Below are 22217 nucleotides of genomic sequence, written 5' to 3' on the forward strand. Positions count from 1 at the left end.
GGCGGAACAGGGCTCGAACCTGTGACCCTCGGCTTGTAAGGCCGATGCTCTCCCAACTGAGCTATCCGCCCCCGCCCAACGGAGAATGTCTATTTATAGGTCTCAAGTTTGTTTGTCAACAACTTTTTTTAAAAATTTTAATTTTGGGTTTCATTTTTGTTTGTGTGGAGTTCAGCCAGACGAATATACTTGTGAAAGGCGTAAAAGAAAGAATTTATGGCCAGAATGAATCCTGCCTTGCCGTCCAGAAAGCCTCTTTTTAAGATATAGAGCTTTAAAAATCTGCCCAGACCATGTCCCAGGGCCTTGAGCAGGGATGCTGTTTTCCCCTGGGCGAACATCTCTTCAGCTGCCACTTGTGTGTAATAGTTAATCTTGTCCATGTGTTCCTTAAGATTTCTGTATGGATAGTGAATAATGTCACCGCGAAGCTTTCTGGTTTTTCCTCTGGTACGGAATCCGTAATGAGGTCCTGATGTATGGATATAAGTCTTTTCCAGAAGAAAGACTCGCAGCAGATAATCTGGGTACCATCCACTGTAGCGGATAAAGCGGTCAAAATAAAAAGAGGTGCGCGGGCAGTAGAAAGCGGTATAATCCTCTGGCCTTTGCAAAGCCGCGACTATTTCTTGCCGGAGCCTGGGAGAGAGAATTTCATCCTGGTCCAGGGAGACAACCCAGGGGGTGTTGATGTGCTTAAAGGCAAACTCAAATTGCTTGGCCGGGCCCGGCCAGGGATTAACAATGACTCTAGCACCGTATTCTCGGGCAATGGCCACTGTTTGGTCGGTACTTTCCGAGTCCACAACCAGGATCTCATCACAAAAGTTTAGGCTTTTTAGACATTCTTTGAGATGGCGTTGGCCATTAAATGTGAGCACAAGGCCGGTAACCTGGGAGGACATGGTTAGTTTGCACCTTCTTTCGTTAAAATGGTTTTTACGGCCAGAATAACATCCTGGACATCCTGCTCGTTTAGCTTGGCAGAGAGAGGAAGACTAACAGTTTGCCGACCAATACGCATGGCATGTGGGTAGTCTTCTGGTTTCCAGCCAAATCTTTTCTGATAATAAGGGTGTTCCGGAATGCTTAAATAGTGGACCCCGGTGCCTATATTGTGGCAATGCATAGCCTCAAGAAATTCATCCCGGGTTATACCGGCTTTTTCCTTATCAATTAAAATTGTATACAAATGATAGCCGTGTCTGGTCTCTGGTTCTGGGTCTGCAGGCAGGGTCAGCGGCAAGTTTTCCAGAGCTTTATTGTATGTGTGCCAGATAGATTGTCTCTTGAGCCAGTTTTCTTCCACCCGTTTTAGTTGGTGTAGTCCTATGGCTGCCTGTAGATCCATCATGTTGTATTTAAACCCTGCTTCTGTAACCAGGTAATGTTTATATCCTTTATCTGAAAACCTACGCCAGGCGTCACTGCTCATGCCATGCAGAGCCAGCACTTTTATCCTAGCGGCGTATTCTTCCTTTTGGGTGAGAACCATCCCCCCTTCACCAGTGACTACGTTTTTGGTTACATAAAAACTAAAACAGCCAAAATCACCAAACGTACCACAGGGAGTGGCCTTGTATTCAGACTCGATAGCATGGGCACAGTCCTCAATGACCATTAGTCCAGATTTTTTAGCCAAATCCATTATGGGTTCCATTTCGCATGGCCGGCCTGCAAAATGGACTGGCAGAATAGCCTTGGTTTTGGAGGTGATTTTGGAAGCTATTTGCTCAGGATCGATATTCATGCTTTCGGGGTCTACGTCTGCCAGAACCGGAGTGGCTCCGCTATGGATAATGGCGTTTATTGTGGCGCAAAAGGTCAGGGGGGTAGTAATGACCTCGTCCCCCGGGCCAATCCCAGCGGCAATAAGGCTTAAATGCAGTGCAGCAGTGCAGGAATTTAGAGCGACAGAATAAGGAGCCTGTTTATATTTTTTAAAATCTTCTTCAAATTTTGCTACTTTGGGGCCGGTGCCCAGCCAGCCAGTTTTTAAGCTGTGCACAACTTCGGTAATTTCATCTTCTTCAATCAATGGCGCACCAAAGACCAAAAAATTATCTTTTGAGCGAATTGGTTGCATGTTTCTCCTTTATTTGTGAGTGAGTAAAGTGAACTAAATTTTTTTTTAATTGGAGCTTCAAGTCTGATTTGATATGCACTCTATTCTTTCTCTTCAAACCTTGTTATTTTATTAAGGATCTGTGTAAAAATTTCGTCAATCTCGCCAGTGGCGTCCACTATCACAAACCTGTTTTTATTAAGCGCGGCCCAGGTCAGGTAGCCTTCCCGGACTCTATTATGAAATTTAATACTCTCCGCCTCGAATCGGCCCTCATCTTTTGTTAGTTTTTTTTGAATGTTTCTGGTCACGGCCCGTTTCAAACCAATTTCTACTGGCAAATCAAGAAGAATTGTCAGGTCGGGCCATAAGCCTTTAGTGGCAGTTTCATTAAAAGAATGCAAAGTTTGAGGATCCAGCCCTCGGCCATAGCCTTGGTAGACAATGGTCGAGTCAGCATATCGATCGGAAATGACAATCTGGCCCTTGGCAAGAGCCGGGCGGATAACCTGTTCGACATGCTGGGCCCGGTCAGCCAGATAAAGAAAAAGTTCTGCCTCTTTGGTCAGGTCCTGGCTTTCCATGGACAACAAAATCTTGCGCAGTGTTTTGCCTAACCTGCTCCCACCGGGCTCTAACGTAACGAGAACATCTTTACCCTGAGACTCAAAATATTCTCTTAGCTTGTTCACCTGGGTGGTTTTCCCACATCCTTCTATGCCTTCAAAGGTAATAAACATCGATTTGTCCTTTTTTCTTTATTTTTTGGGGAGTTAGTCTCTTTTGGGGTACGCAGTGGCCGATACACGGGCCTGGACAGGGAGCGGTTATAATCTGACCAGTAAGGGGTGTTACTATCATCTTCGCCCAAAGGTTCAAGAGCTTGATCTATGGTGTTCATCTTTGCATCCAGATTGTCCGCATAGTGGAGAACAAACGCCTCGTGAGTTTTAGGCCGTTTGGGTGAGCCAAATTCGAGTTCCCCGTGATGGCTGATAATAATGTGCTTGAGATGAAGGATGAGTTCAGGGTGAACGTCTCCCAGTTTTTTTAAATGTGGTTCCAAGATTTCCAAGCCCAAAAAGATATGTCCCAGAAGTTTGCCTTGATCTGTGTATTCGCGGCTTAACCCCGGGCTAATTTCAAAGGCCTTGCCCAAGTCATGTAAAGCGGCGGCTAAAACAAGAATTTCCCGGTCCAATCCCGGATATAAATCACAGATGGAAAGGCAGATTTTGCATACTCCTAAAGTGTGTTCCAAAAGTCCGCCCATATAGGCATGATGGATAGATTTTCCTCCCGGGGCATTGAGCAGGGCCTCCTTGATTTCAGGATTGGAAAAGATTTTTTTGCTAAGTTTCTTCCAGGTTGGAAAACTAAGTTCCTGTTTCAAAAGCTGGCAAAGTTGGGCATAAAGTTCTTCAGGTGGGGTTTTACTCGCCGGCACAAAATTGGCCAGGTCTACCTGGTCTAAATCAAGGAACTCCATCTGCTCAACATTGATTTGCAAAGTATCGCCAAAGAGTTGAACATTGCCTCGGACAAAGACAAATTGTTCGGGTTTTAAGTCCGGAAAGTTCTGACTTAACGGGCTCCAGATTCGGGCCTGTATCTGCCCTGTTTTGTCCTGAAAGGATAATTGCCAGTAAGGACCGTTTTTGGCTTGGGCCAGTCTGGCCGAGGTAATAACAAATATATCCGCTATTTGCTGGCCTTGCTTTAAGTCTTGTATATATATTTTTTTCTTCATCTTCTGTTGCCAATCCTTGAGTCCTGAGTTAATTGCACATCAGATTCTATAGTCAAAAAATCTGAGATTAGCTTAATCAAGCATGGATTAGGAAGCAAGCAATAAAAACTATGTAATCAGGAATTCGTTATTATGAAAAAAATGGACATTCTCTTGACCAATGATGATGGTATCCATGCCGTCGGTCTCAGATGTCTGTACCGGTCACTGACTCAGGCCGGGCATAATGTTTGTGTGGTGGCGCCACTTACAGAACAAAGCGCAGTGGGTCACTCCGTAACTATTTTTTCTCCTGTGCGGGTAAAGGAAATAAAAGAAGACGGTTTCCGGGGGTTAGGGCTTTCCGGGACACCTGTGGACTGTGTAAAATGGGCTGTAAGCCATTATTTATCCAGCCGACCAGATTTGATAATTTCAGGGATAAATAACGGAGCTAACGTAGGCGTAGATGTAATTTATTCCGGAACTGTTTCAGCGGCTACTGAAGGGGCCTTGGTAGGTCTGTCCGCCCTGGCTGTCTCTGTTGATAATTTTTCCCCCCAGGACCTGACAGATCAGGCAGAGTGGGTATCCAGGTTTGTGGCCAAATTTTCTTGGAGTAGCCTGCCTGAGCGTTGTGTATTAAATTTGAATTTTCCAGCCATAGATCTTGATGAATGCGCAGGGTTAAAAATTTGTCCGCAAACAGATGTTGCGTATAAGGACTTTTATGATCATCGCCAGGATCCTAGGGGACGATCCTATTACTGGCTGGGGGGAGAGATTCCCATGCATAAGGTGCAGGAAAATACAGATCGTTATCTTCTCTCAAAAGGATATATTACTCTGACTCCTCTAAAATTTGATTTGACTAATTGGGAATTGTTAAAGGAGTTGGAGAAGTGGAATATAAATGAAGGATGAACGACCTAGTTAGGTTTGGCGGCGCGAAATTTTTTAACAAGGAGGAAAGATTATGCCATTAACATCTCCCAAGGAAATGTTTGCCCGGGCCTATAAAGAGGGGTTTGCTGTTGGTGCTTTTAATGTAAATAATATGGAGATCATCCAGGGCATTATTATGGCTGGAGAGGAAGAAAGGTCTCCTCTTATCCTGCAGGTTTCTGCAGGTGCGCGCAAATATGCTGGCCAGAATTATATAATTAAATTGGTGGAGGCTGCTTTAGAGGAGACGGATCTGCCTATTGTTTTGCATCTGGACCACGGACAAAATTTTGAAATTTGTAAGGAAGTTATTGATGCGGGATTTAGCTCGGTGATGATTGATGGGTCTCATCTTCCCTTTGAAGAGAATATCGCATTGACACGGCAGGTGGTTGAGTATGCCCATGATAAAGGGGTGTGGGTGGAGGCCGAATTGGGCCGCTTGGCTGGAGTTGAGGATGAAGTCAGCTCAGAAGAAAGTATCTATACGGATCCAGATGAAGCCGTGGAGTTTGTGGAGCGCACTGGTTGTGATTCTTTGGCCATTGCCATTGGAACAAGCCACGGAGCCTATAAGTTCAAGGGAGAACCGAAATTAGATTTTGAACGTCTGGAAAAGATTTCCAGCATGCTGCCAGGATTCCCCTTGGTTTTGCACGGAGCTTCATCTGTGCTGCCTGAGTTCGTAGAGATGTGTAATCAATATGGCGGAGATGTGGCTGGCGCAAAGGGAGTACCGGAAGAGCTTTTGCGCAAAGCTGCCAGCATGGGTATATGCAAGATTAATATTGATACGGATATTCGTTTGGCCATGACCGCGGTCATTCGAAAATATCTCAAGGAGAACCCTGGTGTGTTTGATCCGCGTAAATATTTGGGGGCTGCCAGGCAGGCTGTTAAAGATATGGTTCAACATAAAATAAAGCATGTACTTGGTTCATCCAATAAGGTAGTTGGGTAATGGGCAGATGGGTAGATGAGTGGGTGGATGGTTTTGTTGGTGTTTTTGATTTTGCTGGCCAACAACCATATCTGTTCATATCCCATAAACTCATTTACTCATTAACCCATAAACTCAAATGGAGGTAAACATGGCTTTGAGAATTGGCATCAATGGATTTGGTCGGATTGGACGCTATATGGCCAGGTTGTTGGCTGGTAATAAGGATCTGGAGCTGGTCATGGTAAATGCCAGGGCCGATAACAACACCCTAGCCCATTTGCTCAAATATGATTCTGTGCATGGCCGTTTTAGCGGCCAGGTAAAGGCCAATGAAGAAGGTTTTATTTTAGAAGGTAGCCAGGTCTATGTGACCAGAAAGGCGCCAGGAGAATGGGTTTGGGGAGATTATGGTATAGATATTCTTTTAGAGACTACTGGCAAATTTCGGGATAGAGAAAGTTGTGAAAAACATTTGGCCTGTGGGGCCAAAAAGGTGGTTATTAGTGCGCCAGGAAAAGATCCTGACGTCACCATTGTTATGGGCGTTAATGATCATGAGTACAAGCCGGAATATAAGATTATCTCCAACGCCTCATGTACTACCAATTGCCTGGCCCCGGCAGTTAAAGTTATTCATGAAAATTTTGGTATTAAGCACGGGGTAATGACCACTGTTCATTCGTACACTATGAGCCAAAGAATTTTGGACGGCTCACACAAAGATCTGCGCCGGGCCCGTGCCGCGGCCATGTCCATGATTCCAACTACAACTGGAGCGGCCAAGGCAGTGACCAAAGTGATCCCGGAACTCGAAGGTAAACTGGATGGAATGGCCGTGCGCGTTCCTACCCCCAATGTTTCCTTGGTGGACTTTGTAGCCGAAGTGGAAAAGAAGACCACTGCGGAAGAGGTTAATGCGGTTTTAAAAGCTGCCGCGGAAGGCCCGCTTAATGGTCCTCTGGGTTATACTGAGGAGCCTTTGGTGTCTATTGATTTTAACGGGAGCATACATGGTGGGGTGGTTGATGCCCTGTGCACCAGGGTTATGGACGAGACCATGATTAAATTGATTGTCTGGTATGATAACGAGGCAGGGTTTTCTAATCAGCTTCTCAGACTGGTAAAAATGATAGCTAAAGATATGTAAGAAGCAGTCCCGCTGACAAGCGGGACTGCTTCTTTATTAGTGGCCACCAGTTCATGAAGAATCTTAGTCCTATAAATTAGCTTATTTTCGTAAGGTAACAAAGGAAATAGATTCGTCAATAAAATATGTTTTATTTTTGAACCTAACTCGCTCAGCCCTGCCATATCCATCGTATGTGAGGCGAGTCGGATCAATATCTGGAAAATTTTTCAACAAATAATTTCTCACAGCCTTTGCTCTTGCCTTTGCCAGAACAGGATCGCCTTTTTTATACCCCATGATCTTTAGGGCAATCTTTTTATTGATGCTCAATATGCCGCCAAGAACCTTCAATGAAGGTTTTGCTTCGGGAAGGATTTTGTCGGTTCCGGGTGCAAAAGAAATGTTTTTCAGGGTAACCCGCCGGTAACCAATGGTGAAGTTGCGATATGAGAAGTCGCCGAGGGCGTTAAGATGGTCAACGGCCTGTAGTGCCCATCTTCCTCTCGGATAATACTTTAGATATTTTTTCCATGCGTTGATTTCCTCTGTTGGTCTATCCAATTTTTTGAGTGCCAACCCCCGATTATAGAGTGCTTCTGGGTTGTACGGATCGTTTTTTAACACCCTGTCATATTCTTTCAGGGCCGCTTCCCACTGGCCATTGTCCAAAAGGTTGTGGGCAAGATAAAGCCTGGCAGGGACATGGTTTTTGTTCAGCTTAAGAGCTTGCCGATAGCTTTTGCGTTCATTTTCAAAATCCCTGACTGCCCAATAGGCAACTCCAAGCCAAAAATGATAATCTGCCTTGTCTGGAGCAAGTTGTACGGCGCGGCGCAAATAGGGCAGAGCCTTGTCTGGTTTTTCCTGGGCAAGGTAAAAACGACCTATATAATAATTTGCCTTATGGTTTTCCGGGTCTTCCTGGAGCACTTGTTCGAAAGCGTGGATGCCCTCTTCGTAACGCTCCTCAACGAGAAATCGTTTGCCGTTCGGCAAGCAAGCGCATAGAAACAAGGTTAGACTGATGACTAATAACTGGAGTTTTTGGCACATGAACTTCCTCCTCTTTTTGGGGGGGTATCTTAAGTTTATTGGCCTTGTCTGCTGGTTTAGTCTTTTTTAAATACAGGAGAACCTGTGGCCAAACCTTTTTATCGACTTAATTTCCATAGTTTATTTCAGTCCTGGTTTCTTTCATGCTGGTACAAAGACTTGGACCCAACTAAAACTTGCTTGCGGACAGAGCATAATGGGACATTTTGGGTAAACAAAAATTCTTTTTGATATCGAATAGTTATGGTCAATGTCGCAAAATATTTAACTTATTCCTCCCGATGCTCTGTTTTCCCGCAAGCTTCGTCAAGATTGGGTTACCCAAGCCGTTTGTAATGCATTTCAGAAACCAAGACTTTCAATCAGCGGCTAAAATGGGGGCTTGGCCACAGACTCAGTACCACTATTGTGGTGGCTGTGTATTATCAGGTTGCCCCATAGTTGGCCCATGGCGCAAATTGCGACCAGTAAATCCGAGCGAGTTCATAAGGCCTTTGAAATCGTCCTTTTTGCGAATAGTCTGCAATGTTATCTTAGCAATATCCTGGTCTGAAATGCCCCTTTCCCGGGCGGCTGCAATCACCCTGGCGAGATAACGCCACGATGGTGTAAAGCATTTGAAACGCAAGCCGGTGAAGAGAATTTGTTCAGCGAGTTCCAGATTGAAATTTATCTGCTTCAATAACGCTAGATTTTCCACTGCGATAGCCAGCATGGACAATGGTGCTGAAGGGGCCAACTCGATGAAACGCGCCAACTCAGGGCGAGAAATACCTAAATTGAGACTATCCACCAACACATTAAAGTCTTCGCTGGATATTATTTTGTCCGCAGGCTCAGATATTATCCCAAGGACCAGTTCTTGGACATAGCTATAGTTGTCTATTTCTTGTTGCAGCGCCTGGGCTATGATCCGGGGAGGGACCCTTTTGGCCAGGCCTTCCTCGATCTTGCCCATTAAGTGATTTAGAGGAATTTTTTCTTTTTGTGCAGAAACCAAGGCTTGCAAAAAGAGATTGATGTCTGCCGGAGAAAGTTGATGTGCCGCCCCCAGCGAAAGCATCCGGTTCAAGACAGCCTCTGATACTCCAACTGTGCGCGCCTTGTTTATTAAGTTACTGTTTGCTGCTGGGCTTTGGGCGTAGGTCATGGATGGATTAAGCCACAAAGCTAATAAAAATACGCACAAAATAGTGAGCAAACTATTCTTAAATAGAGTTTTCGTGTCCATCGCTGACAAAAATGATAGAGTTTGTATTGCCGAATAGATCTGGTTTGCGAAACGCGGCGTTAGGGTCGGCCACCACCTCTTTATCGTTTACAAGAAAAGCGTATTCGTGACGGCCTTTAGGGAGTTTAAGTTCCAAAACCCAAAAATCCTTCTCTTTTTCCTTGCGCATTTCGAAGCCAGCCGGATTCCATCGGTTGAATGAGCCAATAACGCTGACAGCCTGCGCCTGTGGATAATGCAATATGAACGTGACAGGAACGAGGTCCTCTCCTCGTTCGTTTTCGCTGAGAAGATTTTTGTGGCCTGACAATGTGTTGAAGAGTACAAACAGTATAAGGCCTAGAGAGACCGCAGCAGCAGGTATGAGTCTCACCGGGGAAATGGTTATAGAACGCGGAGAAACAGCCCAAAGGTATAAACGTCGCCAGACAGAGAGTTTTTTTGGTTCAAGTGAGCATAGGACTGTGTCCGCCAGATTTGGAGGTGGTTCATGGTCTGGCATGTTTCGCAGCATTCGGGTGAGGTGGAGCAGTTCCTTCATTTTGTCTTGTTCGTTCAAATCTTTGCCTGAAACATCGATTTTGGATTTTAAAAAATTACCTGGTGAATTTTTGTTCATTACTCACCTCCCTGAAGAGTTCGGCGAAGCATTTCTAGCCCGCGGCTGACGCGCATTTTCGCGGCGCTGACCGAAATTTGCAGGGCTTGAGCAATGTCTCGCATGGACATCTCTTCATGATAGCGTAAAATGATCGCCTCGCGATACTTTAGCGGCATCCCGACAAGGGCATTTTGTATCTGCTGGAAATCCAAGCTGTCGTTCATACTGTCCTGCTGGTCTGATAAATGGCTTGATTCGGGCAGCTTCTCAGAGTTCTCCTCAGAATATAGGTGGCGTTTGTTTTTGCGTATTAAATCTTTAGCATGGTTTATCCCCACTGCGTACAACCAGGGGAAGAATTTTTTGCCAGGCTGAAAATGCTCCAACTTTTCATAAGCCTTGATAAAGGCTTCTTGCGTCAGCTCTGCAGCTTCATCAAGGGAGCCTGTCATACGATACATGAGATTAAAAATAGGTTTTTGATATCTTTTAACGAGGATACCGAATGCATTGGTATCCCCTTTTAAAACCTTGTTGATTATGCGCTGTTCGTCAGAGGCATCCATAAGTTGAGAATATTCAGTTTGCTATCTGCTAGGTGTAAGTGTCAGAGAGAGTTTTGCCGGTTTATTTATAGCAAAAATAACCTGGGTTGCTTGAATTAGTAAGCCCCATTTCTCTTGAACCTTACGAAATATAGTCTCATTAATATTTAATCTTTCGAAGGTAAAGGAAATGGGGCGGATTAATAATACTTGCGACTTAATTATAGAGTTGTAGCCTTTACAGAGTTAGCGATGGCCTCCACCACCGTGGCCTCCGCCACCGCCGCTACCTCCGCCGCTACTTCCCCCGCCATGACCACCACCGTGGCCGCTTCCATGGGAGGAGCCAAGGCCATGTCCTGTTCCGCCAGCACTATGTGAGGCTCGAGAACCAGTTTTTGAGCTTCCCAGACCGATACCTTGGCTTTTTGAATCCACAGCAGATAGGGCATGTTTGTTGAAATCACCTTTTAAGTCGCGAGAAGTGGCCTCCATATGTTCTCTGAGCATTTCGCGCGTCCGTTCCCGAACCTGAAGGTGTGTCTCTTCTCCTTTGTTTCTAACACGTGCCTGCACCTGAACGGGTTCGTTTTTTTGGTGTCCTAGACCCAGAAGGCCGGGATGCAGCCCTAACTCCTGGGCTATTTGCCCCCATCCAAGACCTGCTTCACGCATTGCAGCGATATCCTCGGGTTCAACACCGGCAATGTTGGCAAGATTTTGTTCCATGGTCTTTTGGGCTTCACTTTGGCGCTGGCGAGCCTGCTCGATCGCCTCTGTATCTCCCGTCATTTCAGCCTGTTCCAGCTCCGAGCTTGCCTCTTGGACCTGTTCCAGGGCGGTTGTTAATTCTGCAACTGGGTCAACTTCTGTTTCGGTGGCGACACTGACTTCTGTGTCTGTTGTGGTGACGGCTGTATCAGTGGTAACGCTAACTGCTGTTTCTGTGGTTACAGCTGTGTCTTCGGCCTGCACCCTGGTTCCGGCCAAAAGCAAGATCAAGCCAGCCAAAAAAAGTATGCCAGTTATTAACGAAGCCTTCATGGTGAATGATTTTGCAAACATGTAATCCCCCTTTTTTTAATTAAAGATTAAACCTGAGCCACTAGAACGGCCGTTCTTTTTACTTTTACTTATATATACGAACCAACTACGCAAAAAGTCACAAAAAAAAATAAATTTGGAAAAGGGGCTATTTTTGCGCCTGTCCCAAAGAATCCTATGCCCCCTAATCCGAGCTGAATTGCTTGAAGTTCAGCTCTCTATTAATCCAAGTTATCCATGTTTTTGTGGGCAGGATAGATGGACTCAGCTACCCAGCCTCTGAGACTAAGATTGCAGCAGAAAGTAAAAACATCATCTTTTCCTCTACACTTGTTCAGTATGATGGCTATGGTTGCTTATTCGTTTGATCCACTAAAACCAGATGAATGTCCATGACATTGGTCAAAGTAGGCCCGGTTATTATTAACTCGCGTGTGCGCTTAAAAAAAGTATAGGCATCATGCTCGTGGAGAAACTTTCTGGCATCAAGGTTTAATTTTTTGGCTCTGGCTAGGGTTGAACTTGTCACCATAGCGCCAGCAGCATCAGTAGGACCGTCAGTACCATCAGTACCGGCCGACAATATAAGGACATTTTTTAATCCTTCCAATTCCAGAGCGGCTGAGAGGGCAAATTCCTGGTTGCGGCCTCCGAGCCCATATGATTCGCTTAGGCTCACTGTGGTCTCACCCCCGCTGATTACACAACAGGGAGGAGCCATTGGATGACCACTTTCTAAGATCTCTTTTGCTATACTGACATGCACACGGGCAATGTCTTTTGTCTCTCCTTCTATACTGGAACTTAAGATAAGAGGAGCATATCCTAGAGAGGAAGCAGCCCGGGCTGCGGCCAGAAGGGCTTGGCGATTGGAGGCTATAATGTGATGAGAAACATTTTTAAAACACTCTTCGTCAGAAAATGGCGTATCAGGAATAATGCCTTTCAGGCCCTGTAAAACCAGCTGTTGCACAGATTCCGGAAGTCTGTCCCAGAGGTCATATCGGGTGAGAATCTCATGACAGTCTGCCCAGGAACTGGAATCTGCTGCTGTCGGTCCTGAGCCAATAACATCCAGCCGATCACCAACCACATCACTGATAATCAGGCTTATTGTTGTAGCTGGGTGGAGGTGACGGGCTAAGCGCCCGCCTTTAATCTGACTTAAGTGCTTGCGTATGGTATTGATTTCCTGAATACTAGCTCCGCTTGCCAGGAGAAGTCGCGTTACTTTTTTTTTGTCCTCCAGGGTAATACCTGGGGCAGGCGCAACCAGTAAAGAGCTAGCTCCGCCAGAAAGAAGAAAGAAAAAAAGGGTGTCTTCAGACCTGTGTCTATCCACAAACGCTAGAATCTCTTGGCCTGCCCTGATACTTCGTTCATCAGGGACCGGATGGGCGGCCTCTAAAAGACGTATCTTTTTCGTGGGCAGGGTGTGGGCATCCTTTACTACTACCAAGCCACCATCAAGCCGTTCTCCAAGAAGATATTCCAAGGCCACGGCCATGGCAGCACCTGCTTTGCCAGCGCCAATTGCTACGATTTTTTTGTAAGTGTTGAGATCATAACAGTGGGTGCCGGTTTTCAACTGGGAATCTCTATAGTTCAGGGCACCAGAAATGGCAGCCTGGGGTTGCACAGATTTAAGAGCGGCAGCGAGGATATGACTCGCATGCTGGCGTAACCTCTTTTCATACATAAATATGGCTCCTTTTAACCTCTTAACAGGGTTTCCGTATCTAAATTGACGCTAAAATAACTAAAGTTTTGAAGCAATAAAGCAAAATTGTTTACTTTTTTGCTTGTTTGTCCCGGGAAAGGCAGGGCTTACTAAAGACATTCTTTCTATTGAAACCCACAGAGCAGACGTGATAAAATAAAAAATTAGATGCGCTTGCCCTGAACTTCTTAGCTTCTTTTGTAAATTCTAGTCTTAACCTTGCTTGACACAAAGTAAATGGCTTGAGTAGTGACAACTTGATTTTTATTTTATTATTAACGGGTAAACACTATGTCTGAAAGAATAGGTTTTATTTCCACTCGCTTTGCCGGGACTGACGGCGTATCCCTGGAAGCTGCCAAATGGGCAGAGGTATTACAGGAGCAGGGCCATGTCTGTTTTTGGTATGGCGGACTTTTGGAGAGGTGGCGTAAGTTTTCTATGTGTGTTCCTGAGGCCTATTTCAAACATCCTGCAAACGAGTGGATTAATGAACATATCTGGGGGCGTACGCATCGTTCCCCTAAAGTTACCCGCTATATCCACGACCTGGCTGAATATCTGAAAAGCACCATCTATGATTTTGTCAAAGAGTTTGACCTAACTCTGCTCATCATTCAGAACGCCCTGGCAATACCCATGCATCTGCCCCTAGGTATTGCCATTACAGAATTTCTTTCCGAAACCGTGATGCCGGCCATAGCTCATCACCATGATTTTTACTGGGAACGTAGCCGCTTCCAGGTCAATTGTGTCCCTGATTTTCTGGACATGGCCTTTCCTCCGCGTGATTTCCATCTGCAACATGTGGTTATTAATCAGGCGGCCAGGGAAGAATTGGCATTACGTAAGGGAATTTCTTCTCTTCTCATTCCCAATGTTATTAATTTTCATCGCCCGCCATTACCTCCTGATGAGTACTCTGCTGACCTGCGTCAGGAAATAGGTCTTTCTCCTGATGATAAACTTATTCTGCAGCCAACCCGTGTAGTGCCTCGCAAAGGCATTGAGCACAGTATAAACCTGTTGCAACGATTAAATGATCCACGCTGTAAGCTGGTGGTTTCTCATCCAGCCGGAGATGAGGGCTCAGAGTATCAAGAACAGTTGATGGCCCTGGCCGAGTCCGTGGGAGTGGACATCCGTTTTTTTGGGGAGCGGGTCAACTATCGGCGCCATGTCAATTGTCAGGGAAAAAAGATTTACGTCTTGCACGATATCTATCTGCATGCCGATCTGGTCATTTATCCTAGCATCTATGAAGGGTTTGGTAATGCCCTTCTGGAATCATTTTACTTTAAAGTCCCCGTTATTGTAAACCGCTATCCTGTATGGGTGCGAGACATTGAACCTAAAGGATTTCGCGTTCCTGTAATGGATGGTTTTATCACTCCTCCCGTGGTAGAAGAGGCCAAAAAGCTTTTATACAACCGCGAATATCGTCAACAACAGGTTGACTACAACTATGAACTGGCAAAACGCTATTATAGCTATCCAGTGCTTCGCTATGGACTGCAAATATTAATTAATAACATAAAAAATCAAGTTTAAAACAAATTCTCCTCTCTTAAGGGGTAAGATCTAGCCCCTTTGAATTTCCTGTCTTTTCTACTTTCCCAAAATTTAACTGGCATTTAGAATCTAGCTTTAATAGATATGGGAAATCAATATTTTTAATTGGTTAGAAGAATTCTAAAGCAATCCTTGCACCTAACCCTCAATAGTTAATCTTTTGCTTTCCTGAAAATTACTCCAGAATAATTAAAAAATCTTACCACCTCTTGAGTTAAAGTAAAAAACAGGTTAATTTTAAAACCACACTATATTTAGAATAAGCCAGATATCTTATGGAGAATAGAACATGTGGAGTTCTACTGACGTCTTGAAACAACGATTAGAGAAAAGGCTGCAATTTCTTTATGGAGAAAAATATAAAAAGCGGCTCATGAAACGTATTGGACTCCTGTTAGCCCGGTATGATTTTTTAAGAGAACAAGGTCGTCCTGACAAACTGTGGGACGAAAAGACTTGTCTTCTTATCAGTTATGGCGACATGGTGAGAAAAAAGGCAGAAAAGCCACTTCTTACCCTACACCGCTTTTTACAGGATTATGTGAAGGGGACCATTGAATGTCTCCATATTCTGCCATTTTTCCCCTACAGCTCTGATGATGGCTTTTCTGTTATTAATTATAGAAAAGTTGATCCTGCTCTGGGAGAATGGGGGGACATAAAAAAAATCAGCCAGGACTTCCGCCTCATGGTGGATCTGGTTTTAAACCATGTTTCCCGTTGTTCAAGTTGGTTTCAGGATTACATTGGTGGAATTGCGCCAGCCATGGATTATTTTATAGAAGTTGATCCTGGCGCTGATCTTTCTCAGGTAGTAAGACCCAGGACCACGCCTCTTCTTACCAAGGTGCAAACAGTTTATGGAAAAAAATATGTCTGGACCACTTTCAGCTCTGACCAGGTGGATTTAAATTACGCCAATCCCGATGTCCTGATGGAGATGCTGGACATCCTGCTCTTTTATATCTCAAAAGGGGCCAGGATTATTCGCTTGGACGCCATTGCCTATTTATGGAAAAAGATAGGGACACCGTGCATTAATCTGCCTCAAACCCATGAAATAGTGAAGTTGTTCAGAGACATAACAGACTATTTGGCGCCTGGAGTTCTTCTGTTGACAGAGACCAACCTGCCGCATGCGCAAAACATCAGCTATTTTGGGGAGGGAGACGAGGCCCATCTGGTATATCAATTCAGCCTGCCTCCTCTTTTACTCTATACACTGCACCGAGGTTCAGCCAGGTATTTGCGTGAGTGGGCGGCCGAACTCACTGCGCCTGGCCCCCGATGTACCTACCTCAATTTTACAGCCTCTCACGATGGGATAGGTGTGCGGCCTTTAGAGGGATTAGTGAAAGAAGAAGAGATTGAAGAACTGGTTCAGACTATCCGCTCTCTTGGCGGACTTGTATCCTGTCGCTCTTGCGCAAATGGCGTGGAAAGACCCTATGAGTTGAATATTACCTATTTTGACGCTCTAAAAGATCCCAAACAACTTCAGGATGTGAACCGGCAGATAGAGCGTTTTATCTGTTCTCAGACCATTATGCTCAGTTTGCAGGGTGTCCCTGCCATTTATTTCCATAGCCTCATGGGTACTGGCAACAACTATGAAGGTGTGCAAGAGACCGGTCAAAACCGGGCCATTAACAGAGCACGCTTTCAGGATGAGGTGTTAAGAAAACTCCTCTCAGATCCTAAAACGGTTACAGCCAAAGTATTTTTCATTTATATCGACCTGTTAAGAAAACGGAGCCAGGAGCCTGCTTTCCATCCCGACGCCGTTCAGGAGGTTCTGGATTTGCCAGATGAACTGTTTGGTGTTGTCAGAAGGGCAGTTTTGAGAAACGGGGAAACGAGAGATGTTTTTTGTCTTCACAATGTGAGCGATAAAGAGCAGCGTATTCGTCTTTCTGATTTAGATGGTGCGCTGAAGGGTAAGAAAATGAAAGATATTATAAGCAATATTGTGGTAGAGGACGATGTTTATCTTACCCCCTATCAAAGTTGCTGGTTGAAAGAGTGTTAGTGTTGGATGGAGGGACAGCTATGGTGGCTCAGATAACAAAAAAAGAATTTATTCAGTTAACCGAACACCGCCCATGGGGAAGTTTTACCATACTGGCTGATGAACCAGACCACAAGGTCAAACGGATTGTGGTCAAACCAGGCCAGAGACTTTCTCTTCAGCGGCACAAGCGCCGTCAGGAGCACTGGCTGATAGTCAGGGGAGAGGCAGTGGTCACTCTTAATGACAGAGAGCTTGAATTCAGTGCGGGGGACGCAGTGGACATTGGTTGCGGAGTAATTCACCGGGTGCAAAATAAGGGGGCCGAAAATTTGGTTTTTATTGAAATTCAACTGGGAGATTACTTTGGCGAGGACGATATTGAGCGGCTGGAGGACGACTATGGCCGAGCACCTTCCAGGGGCCGAACCTTACTTAAGAGGACAAATTTTCATAGTTCCTGAATTCGTGAAAGTGAGTAAATTTTGTTTATTGACAATTAACAATCCGGAACTTTTGTCAAACAGGCGAAAAAACTCCCTTGCCTGTGGCCGAACCTTTTTATCAACTTAATTTCCAAGTTTTATTTCAGTCTTGGTTTCTTTCATGCTGGTACAAAGACTTGGACCCATCTAAAACTTGCTTGCGGACAGAGCATAATGGGATACTTTGGGTAAACAAATATTCTTTTTATTATCGATAGTTATGGTCAGTATCGCAAAATATTTAGCCCATTCCTCCCGATGCTCTGTTTTTCCGCAAGCATCGTCAAGATTGGGTTATCCAAGCCATTTGTAATGCATTTCAGAAACCAAGACTTTCAATCAGCGGTTAAAATGGGGTTTGGACACAGACTCTTTAAGTCCTGACGTCACTTTCCATTACTACCTGGTAGTGCCGGACGTGGACGCTGCAGACACGCATCCACGAGTTCATCAATATCTGCGCTGCCGGCGCACATCACAGTATCAGCTCCGCCCCAGTAGATTTTCGCTGTTCCGTCTGCTTCGGGGACCGCGCCGCAGCAGAACACCACGTTGGGCACATAGCCTGAACGTTCCCACGGGTCCTCCGGTTCGAGGATCCACTCATCCGCCACCGCCACGATTCTTGCCGGGTCATCGAGGGCGTGCAGGGCGGCACCGAGTCGATAGACGGCTCCGTTCATTGTCTGGAAGACGCCGTGGAAGATGTGCAGCCAGCCCCGGTCCGTGGCAAACGGCGTGGCGCCGGGTCCGATCTTGAGTTCGTCCCAATGGTACGGCATGGACGCCATCAGCCGTCGCGATTCACCCCAATGGATGAGGTCGGAAGAGTAGGAAATCCAGATAGACCAGGGGTTGCTGTCAGTGTGGGGGCGGTCCAAACGCGCGTAGAGGCCGTTAAAGCGCTGTGGAAAGAGGACGACGTTGCGATAATCCGCTTGTGTGATTAGTGCGATGCGCTCGACGTGCTGGAAATCCTCCGTCCTGGCGAGTGCGATGCGCACGCCGTGCGCCGAATAGGCGCTGTAGGTGATGTAATATGCCCCATCGATCCGGCAGATGCGGGGGTCCTCCACTCCGAAGGCCTCGTATTCGGCGAATACGCCCTCAACAGCGGTCGTTAGCCAGGGTTTGGGCCGGACCGTGAAGCGGAACCCGTCTTCGCTTTCAGCCATGCCTATGACTGAATGGCCGTTGCGCAAATGGGCACGGAACAGCATTACGTAGCGGTCGTTATGCCGTATCACGGCGGCGTTGTGCACGGTGGCCACCGGGTAGGGCACGTTATCCGGCGTCAGGATCGGATTGTGCTCGTGACGGCGGACGAGTCTATGTCCGGCCATAATCGTCCTCTAACCGCTCGATGTCGTCTTCGCCGAAATACTCCCCTTGCTGCACCTCGATAAACACCATGTCGTTTTCGCCCACGTTGGCGATGCGATGGGCGGCGCCGCACGGAATATCTATGGAATCCCGCGCGCCCAGGCGATGCTTCTTATCTCCCACCTGCGCTACGGCCGCGCCACGCACGATGTGCCAGTGTTCGGATCGGCGCCGGTGCCGTTGCAGTGACAGACGCTTGCCAGCATACACGGTAATGCGCTTGACCTTGTGCTCAGGCCTGTCGGAGAGCACTTCGTAATAGCCCCACGGACGCACGTTTTCCTGTCCGGCTATTACCTGTTTGTAGACGGCGATATAATCCTCCACCATGCGTTCGGCGGAAAAGCGCGCCTCCGCCTCCCGACGGCATCTTGTTCGCGAAATCTCCGGAATCCGTTTGAGGACACGCACGGCTTCTTCTACGCTGTGGACGAGAAATCCGGTTTCTCCATCCCTGATCAACTCCGGCATGGAGCCTTTGGCGAAGGCCACCACGGGTGCGCCGCAGGCCATGGCCTCCACGACGGAGAGGCCGAATGGCTCGGCAAAGGCGATGGGGTGCAACAGGGCATGGGCGCCGCCAAGCAGCCGGTTGCGTTCCACAGGACCGACTGCTCCCAGATAGCGGACCGCCTGGCCGTCAACATGCGGTTTGATCTGGCTTGCGAAGTAAGATTTATCCTGAACAGGGCCGGCCATGAGCAGCATCATACCCGCTGCCCGGGCGATAGCGATCGCTTCGGCCGCGCCCTTGTCCGGGTGCATGCGTCCGAAGAATAGCAGGTAACTTCCGGCCTCGGGCTGAAAGGTAAATTGCGCTAGGTCAATGCCGTGATAGACGGTGGCGGCATAATCGAGCCGCTCGCTCCGGTCTGCGTCGCTGATGGATACATAGGCTGTTCTGCCGTTGTACCGCTCGTATGCCGGCAGGATGGCCTGGGAGGAAAAGCCGTGAATCGTCGTCACCATCGGGATGGAAACCGAGCCTGTATAGCTCAGCGGCAGGAAATCGAAGTGATTGTGGATGATATCGAAATCATCCGCGTCTTCAAACACTTCTGCGATATGCAAGCATTCCCACACCTTGGGATCCAGCGATTTATCCTCCTCATAGGGACGCGGGCAGACGGTACGCAGGCGTGCGGTGGTGCATGAATCCCCGGTGGCAAATAGGGTGACATCATGCCTCCTGGCCACGAGACCATCCGCCAGCAAGGCGACCACCTGTTCCCATGGGCCGTAATGCCTGGGTGGCGTGCGCCAGGCAATGGGCGAAATCAGTGCTATTCTCATCTCGGGTCTCCTTTGTATGGATGGTCCAGAAGACAGGCCAGCACTTTATCAAGGCTGGCAGTGGCGAGCGCGATGCAGGTATCGGCGGCGCCGTAGTACATCCGGATTTCATCTCCGTCGAGGATCCATCCACAGGGAAAGACGACGTTGGGGGTATCGCCCATCCGTTCACAGGGGGCCTCGGGGCCGAATACCCAGTTGTCCAGACGGCGGATCACGCGGCTCGGATCATCGAGATCGAGCAAAGCCAAACCCAGACGGTAGATATACACCGCACCCATGCGGCGCACGCCGTGGTAGAGGATCAACCAGCCTTTGGATGTCGCCAGGGGCGGCGCGGCGATGCCGATCTTGGCGGCGTCCCAGAAACCCGGAACCCGGGACGGCAGCAACAGCCGGTGCCCGCCCCATGAGCGCAGGTCGGGGGAATAGGAAATCCAGATGTGTGCGGAGACGCCAGGCACGGCTCGAGCGGGTCGATGCAGCATGCAATAGTGGTCGCCAATGCGCCGGGGAAAGAGCGCGGCATCTTTGTTTTCCGGCGGAAGCGCCGGCCCCAACCTTTGGAAGGAAAGGAAGTCCCGGGTCGTAGCCAGGGACACGAGCGGTCCGCATTCCGAATAGGCTGTGTAGGCGATCACCCACTCTGCCCGGTCCTTGATAAATGTAATGCGGGGATCCTCCACGCCCCAGGCCTCTTCTGGATGCTTCTCGAAGCCGGGGGCCAGGGCGGGGGTGCTGTCTATCCGCCAGTCTCCTATGCCGTTGCGGCTACGGGCGCAGGTCAGATGGGAGCGGCCGCAAAGGTCTTCGACCCGCATGAGCAGGAGGGTTTCTCCGTCCACCTCGGCGACACCGGGATTGAACACGGCGTTGGCCGCATAGGGCAGTGCCTGCACCGTCAGGAGCGGATTGTCCGGGTGGCGCTGGAAGAGAGCCATCGTGCCGGCCATCATTCGAACTCCATGGGCAGTTCCGGCGCTTTCCCCGTTCGATTCGCCTTGCGGGCCAGCCGGTAGGCCTTGTTGTACTGTTTGGCCACCACGTCCCATGATACCACCTCATCCAGGTAGCGCCGGAGGTTACTGCCAAGCTCCATGCGCAGTTCCTCGGAGCAGGCCAGGCGGATGACTTTCTCCTTCAGCATCTTCTTCGTGGTAAACATGAGGCCGCCTTCACTTTCCAGTGTCTGTGAGGTCAGCCCCTCCATCGGGGCCGTGGTGATAAAGGGTTTGTTCAGGGCGATGATACGTGCCAGGGTGCCGGATTGTGTTTCATCCTGGGAAGGCAGTACGATGAAGTCGCAGACGGCCATCACCTTGTAGTAGATGTCTCCGCGCGGAACAAACTCGTAGTAGTGCGCCAGTCCCTCGCGTTCCAGCAGTTCTACCTCGCTCTTGTATTTTTCGTAGTTCGACAGGTCACGGGGATCGCGCATGGCGCCGGCCGCCAGTAGATCCCACTCCTCGCCGGTGCAACGCTTGATTTCGATGGCGATGTCCCGCCACATGGATATCAGGATGTCCCAGCGCTTGTTCGCTTGGATCCACCCGACCAGACCAACCAGGTGGGGGCCGAGGCAGCACGCTCGGTCCAGCCCTAGTTCGGCGCGCAGCTCAGGTACCTTTTCTACCGGCCAGCGCCGATCGGGTCGAGCGCCATGCGGCACGATCATGATGTTGCGTGGCATCGTCCATTCGAAGCTATCGAAGGTCCAATGGAGCCGCCATTTCTGGTAGGCGCACTTGAACATCACCACATCAGCGAGCTTGCACAACTGAAAGATGAAATTGGCCTCTGCGTCGCGCAAACGGCCATGCACCGTGTGCGGTTCTACCACGATGGGATAGTCCTGGATGGCCTTAAGTAAGGCCAGAAAACCGGCGTTGGTGTCGCCTGCCCCGTGTTCGTCGTAAAATTCATAGAGGCCATATTCATGCTCGATGTGAACGACAGAGGGGTCAAGTTCCTTGATCTTTTTCACCACTGGCTTCCACCAGCCGTGCCGCGTCATGTCAATCAGGGGAAAGACGCCGTCACCAGAGCCGTCAGTATGGCAGATCACAAGCACTTTGCGGGTAGGATTATGTTTTTGGATGAACTCACGCGCCTCTTCGGCAAAGGTGGCTATACCGCACAGTCTCGGCGGCCAGCTGGAAATGATGACGATTGGCTTCATTGTTTGTGTTCCTCTTGTCGTATTTGTTCGTGATGTAGTCGCAAAGGGCCCTTACATGTGCTTAATAGCGGGTGTTCGCAATGCCGTCGTCTCTGGCACCAGGATGTCATGCGGCTGTAATAATGGGCAATTCGGAACTTGATGGATGACGGAGTTACATATTTGCGGCCTTAACGCCAGGGAGTGCGTTCTGCTCTTCTTCTGAGTCTGTGGCCGAACCTTTTTATCAACTTAATATCCAAGGTTTATTTCAGTCTTGGTTTCTTTCATGCTGGTACAAAGACTTGGACCC

General features: G+C 48.0%; 20 protein-coding genes. 6 read left to right on the forward strand and 14 right to left on the reverse strand.

What is annotated here, in order from left to right:
• Positions 1-137: 137 nt before the first annotated feature.
• The 4 genes from AC3WVG_RS07570 to AC3WVG_RS07585 form a co-directional block, all read right to left on the reverse strand.
• Positions 138-905, reverse strand: a complete 768-nt coding sequence (locus AC3WVG_RS07570; protein WP_488797542.1) for a glycosyltransferase family 2 protein — start codon at positions 903-905, stop codon at positions 138-140.
• A 2-nt stretch (positions 906-907) separates the two neighbouring features.
• Positions 908-2086 carry a DegT/DnrJ/EryC1/StrS family aminotransferase gene (locus tag AC3WVG_RS07575; protein ID WP_488797543.1) on the reverse strand — a complete coding sequence of 393 codons (1179 nt, stop codon included), beginning with the start codon at positions 2084-2086 and terminating at the stop codon, positions 908-910.
• A gap of 80 nt (positions 2087-2166) precedes the next feature.
• Positions 2167-2805, reverse strand: coding sequence for a dTMP kinase (gene tmk / locus AC3WVG_RS07580; RefSeq protein WP_488797544.1), 639 nt, complete (start codon positions 2803-2805; stop codon positions 2167-2169).
• Entirely contained in the window at positions 2781-3815 is a 1035-nt protein-coding gene (locus AC3WVG_RS07585) for a 3'-5' exoribonuclease YhaM family protein (protein ID WP_488797545.1), read from the reverse strand. Before AC3WVG_RS07585 ends, tmk begins: the two co-directional genes overlap by 25 nt.
• A 141-nt stretch (positions 3816-3956) precedes the next feature.
• On the opposite strand from AC3WVG_RS07585, the gene surE reads away from it, so the two are divergent.
• The 3 genes from surE to gap all read left to right on the forward strand — a co-directional run bounded on the left by surE (position 3957) and on the right by gap (position 6829).
• Positions 3957-4718 carry a 5'/3'-nucleotidase SurE gene (surE, locus tag AC3WVG_RS07590; RefSeq protein WP_488797561.1) on the forward strand — a complete coding sequence of 254 codons (762 nt, stop codon included), beginning with the start codon at positions 3957-3959 and terminating at the stop codon, positions 4716-4718.
• Between the two features lie 52 nt (positions 4719-4770).
• Positions 4771-5700 (forward strand): class II fructose-1,6-bisphosphate aldolase, encoded by a 930-nt coding sequence (fba, locus tag AC3WVG_RS07595; protein WP_488797546.1) that lies wholly within the window; start codon positions 4771-4773, stop codon positions 5698-5700.
• 130 nt (positions 5701-5830) lie between these two features.
• Positions 5831-6829, forward strand: coding sequence for a type I glyceraldehyde-3-phosphate dehydrogenase (gene gap, locus AC3WVG_RS07600; protein WP_488797547.1), 999 nt, complete (start codon positions 5831-5833; stop codon positions 6827-6829).
• A gap of 81 nt (positions 6830-6910) precedes the next feature.
• On the opposite strand, the gene AC3WVG_RS07605 is transcribed toward gap, so the two are convergent.
• The 6 genes from AC3WVG_RS07605 to AC3WVG_RS07630 form a co-directional block, all read right to left on the reverse strand.
• Positions 6911-7864, reverse strand: a complete 954-nt coding sequence (locus tag AC3WVG_RS07605) for a tetratricopeptide repeat protein (RefSeq protein WP_488797548.1) — start codon at positions 7862-7864, stop codon at positions 6911-6913.
• A 403-nt stretch (positions 7865-8267) separates the two neighbouring features.
• On the reverse strand, positions 8268-9095 hold the full coding sequence (locus AC3WVG_RS07610) for a hypothetical protein (protein ID WP_488797549.1): 828 nt from the start codon (positions 9093-9095) through the stop codon (positions 8268-8270).
• Entirely contained in the window at positions 9073-9714 is a 642-nt protein-coding gene (locus AC3WVG_RS07615; protein WP_488797550.1) for an isoamylase early set domain-containing protein, read from the reverse strand. The genes AC3WVG_RS07610 and AC3WVG_RS07615 overlap by 23 nt, the downstream gene beginning before the upstream one ends.
• Positions 9714-10262, reverse strand: coding sequence for an RNA polymerase sigma factor (locus AC3WVG_RS07620; protein ID WP_488797551.1), 549 nt, complete (start codon positions 10260-10262; stop codon positions 9714-9716). The genes AC3WVG_RS07615 and AC3WVG_RS07620 overlap by 1 nt, the downstream gene beginning before the upstream one ends.
• Before the next feature lie 225 nt (positions 10263-10487).
• Positions 10488-11306 (reverse strand): hypothetical protein, encoded by an 819-nt coding sequence (locus AC3WVG_RS07625; protein WP_488797552.1) that lies wholly within the window; start codon positions 11304-11306, stop codon positions 10488-10490.
• Between the two features lie 325 nt (positions 11307-11631).
• Complete coding sequence (locus AC3WVG_RS07630) at positions 11632-12984, reverse strand: glycerate kinase type-2 family protein (RefSeq protein WP_488797553.1); 1353 nt, start codon at positions 12982-12984, stop codon at positions 11632-11634.
• Positions 12985-13296: 312 nt separating this feature from the next.
• On the opposite strand from AC3WVG_RS07630, the gene AC3WVG_RS07635 reads away from it, so the two are divergent.
• The 3 genes from AC3WVG_RS07635 to AC3WVG_RS07645 all read left to right on the forward strand — a co-directional run bounded on the left by AC3WVG_RS07635 (position 13297) and on the right by AC3WVG_RS07645 (position 17049).
• Complete coding sequence (locus tag AC3WVG_RS07635; RefSeq protein ID WP_488797554.1) at positions 13297-14556, forward strand: glycosyltransferase; 1260 nt, start codon at positions 13297-13299, stop codon at positions 14554-14556.
• Between the two features lie 310 nt (positions 14557-14866).
• Positions 14867-16606: a sugar phosphorylase gene (locus AC3WVG_RS07640; protein ID WP_488797555.1), complete on the forward strand. Its 1740-nt coding sequence runs from the start codon at positions 14867-14869 to the stop codon at positions 16604-16606.
• Between the two features lie 20 nt (positions 16607-16626).
• On the forward strand, positions 16627-17049 hold the full coding sequence (locus AC3WVG_RS07645; RefSeq protein ID WP_488797556.1) for a phosphomannose isomerase type II C-terminal cupin domain: 423 nt from the start codon (positions 16627-16629) through the stop codon (positions 17047-17049).
• Positions 17050-17456: 407 nt separating this feature from the next.
• Here the strand turns inward: AC3WVG_RS07645 and AC3WVG_RS07650 are convergent, their stop codons facing one another.
• Genes AC3WVG_RS07650 through AC3WVG_RS07665 form a run of 4 tightly spaced genes read right to left on the reverse strand, consistent with a single transcriptional unit; the run spans position 17457 to position 21925 of the window.
• Complete coding sequence (locus AC3WVG_RS07650) at positions 17457-18413, reverse strand: glycoside hydrolase family 130 protein (RefSeq protein WP_488797557.1); 957 nt, start codon at positions 18411-18413, stop codon at positions 17457-17459.
• A complete protein-coding gene (locus AC3WVG_RS07655) occupies positions 18400-19746 on the reverse strand; it encodes a glycosyltransferase (RefSeq protein WP_488797558.1) in 1347 nt (448 codons plus the stop codon). Before AC3WVG_RS07655 ends, AC3WVG_RS07650 begins: the two co-directional genes overlap by 14 nt.
• Positions 19743-20702, reverse strand: a complete 960-nt coding sequence (locus tag AC3WVG_RS07660; protein ID WP_488797559.1) for a glycoside hydrolase family 130 protein — start codon at positions 20700-20702, stop codon at positions 19743-19745. Before AC3WVG_RS07660 ends, AC3WVG_RS07655 begins: the two co-directional genes overlap by 4 nt.
• The gene (locus AC3WVG_RS07665; RefSeq protein WP_488797560.1) at positions 20699-21925 is read right to left on the reverse strand and encodes a glycosyltransferase; all 1227 of its coding nucleotides are present in this window, start codon (positions 21923-21925) and stop codon (positions 20699-20701) included. The genes AC3WVG_RS07660 and AC3WVG_RS07665 overlap by 4 nt, the downstream gene beginning before the upstream one ends.
• Between the last annotated feature and the right edge of the window lie 292 nt (positions 21926-22217).

This window comes from Desulfovulcanus sp. (assembly GCF_982781345.1).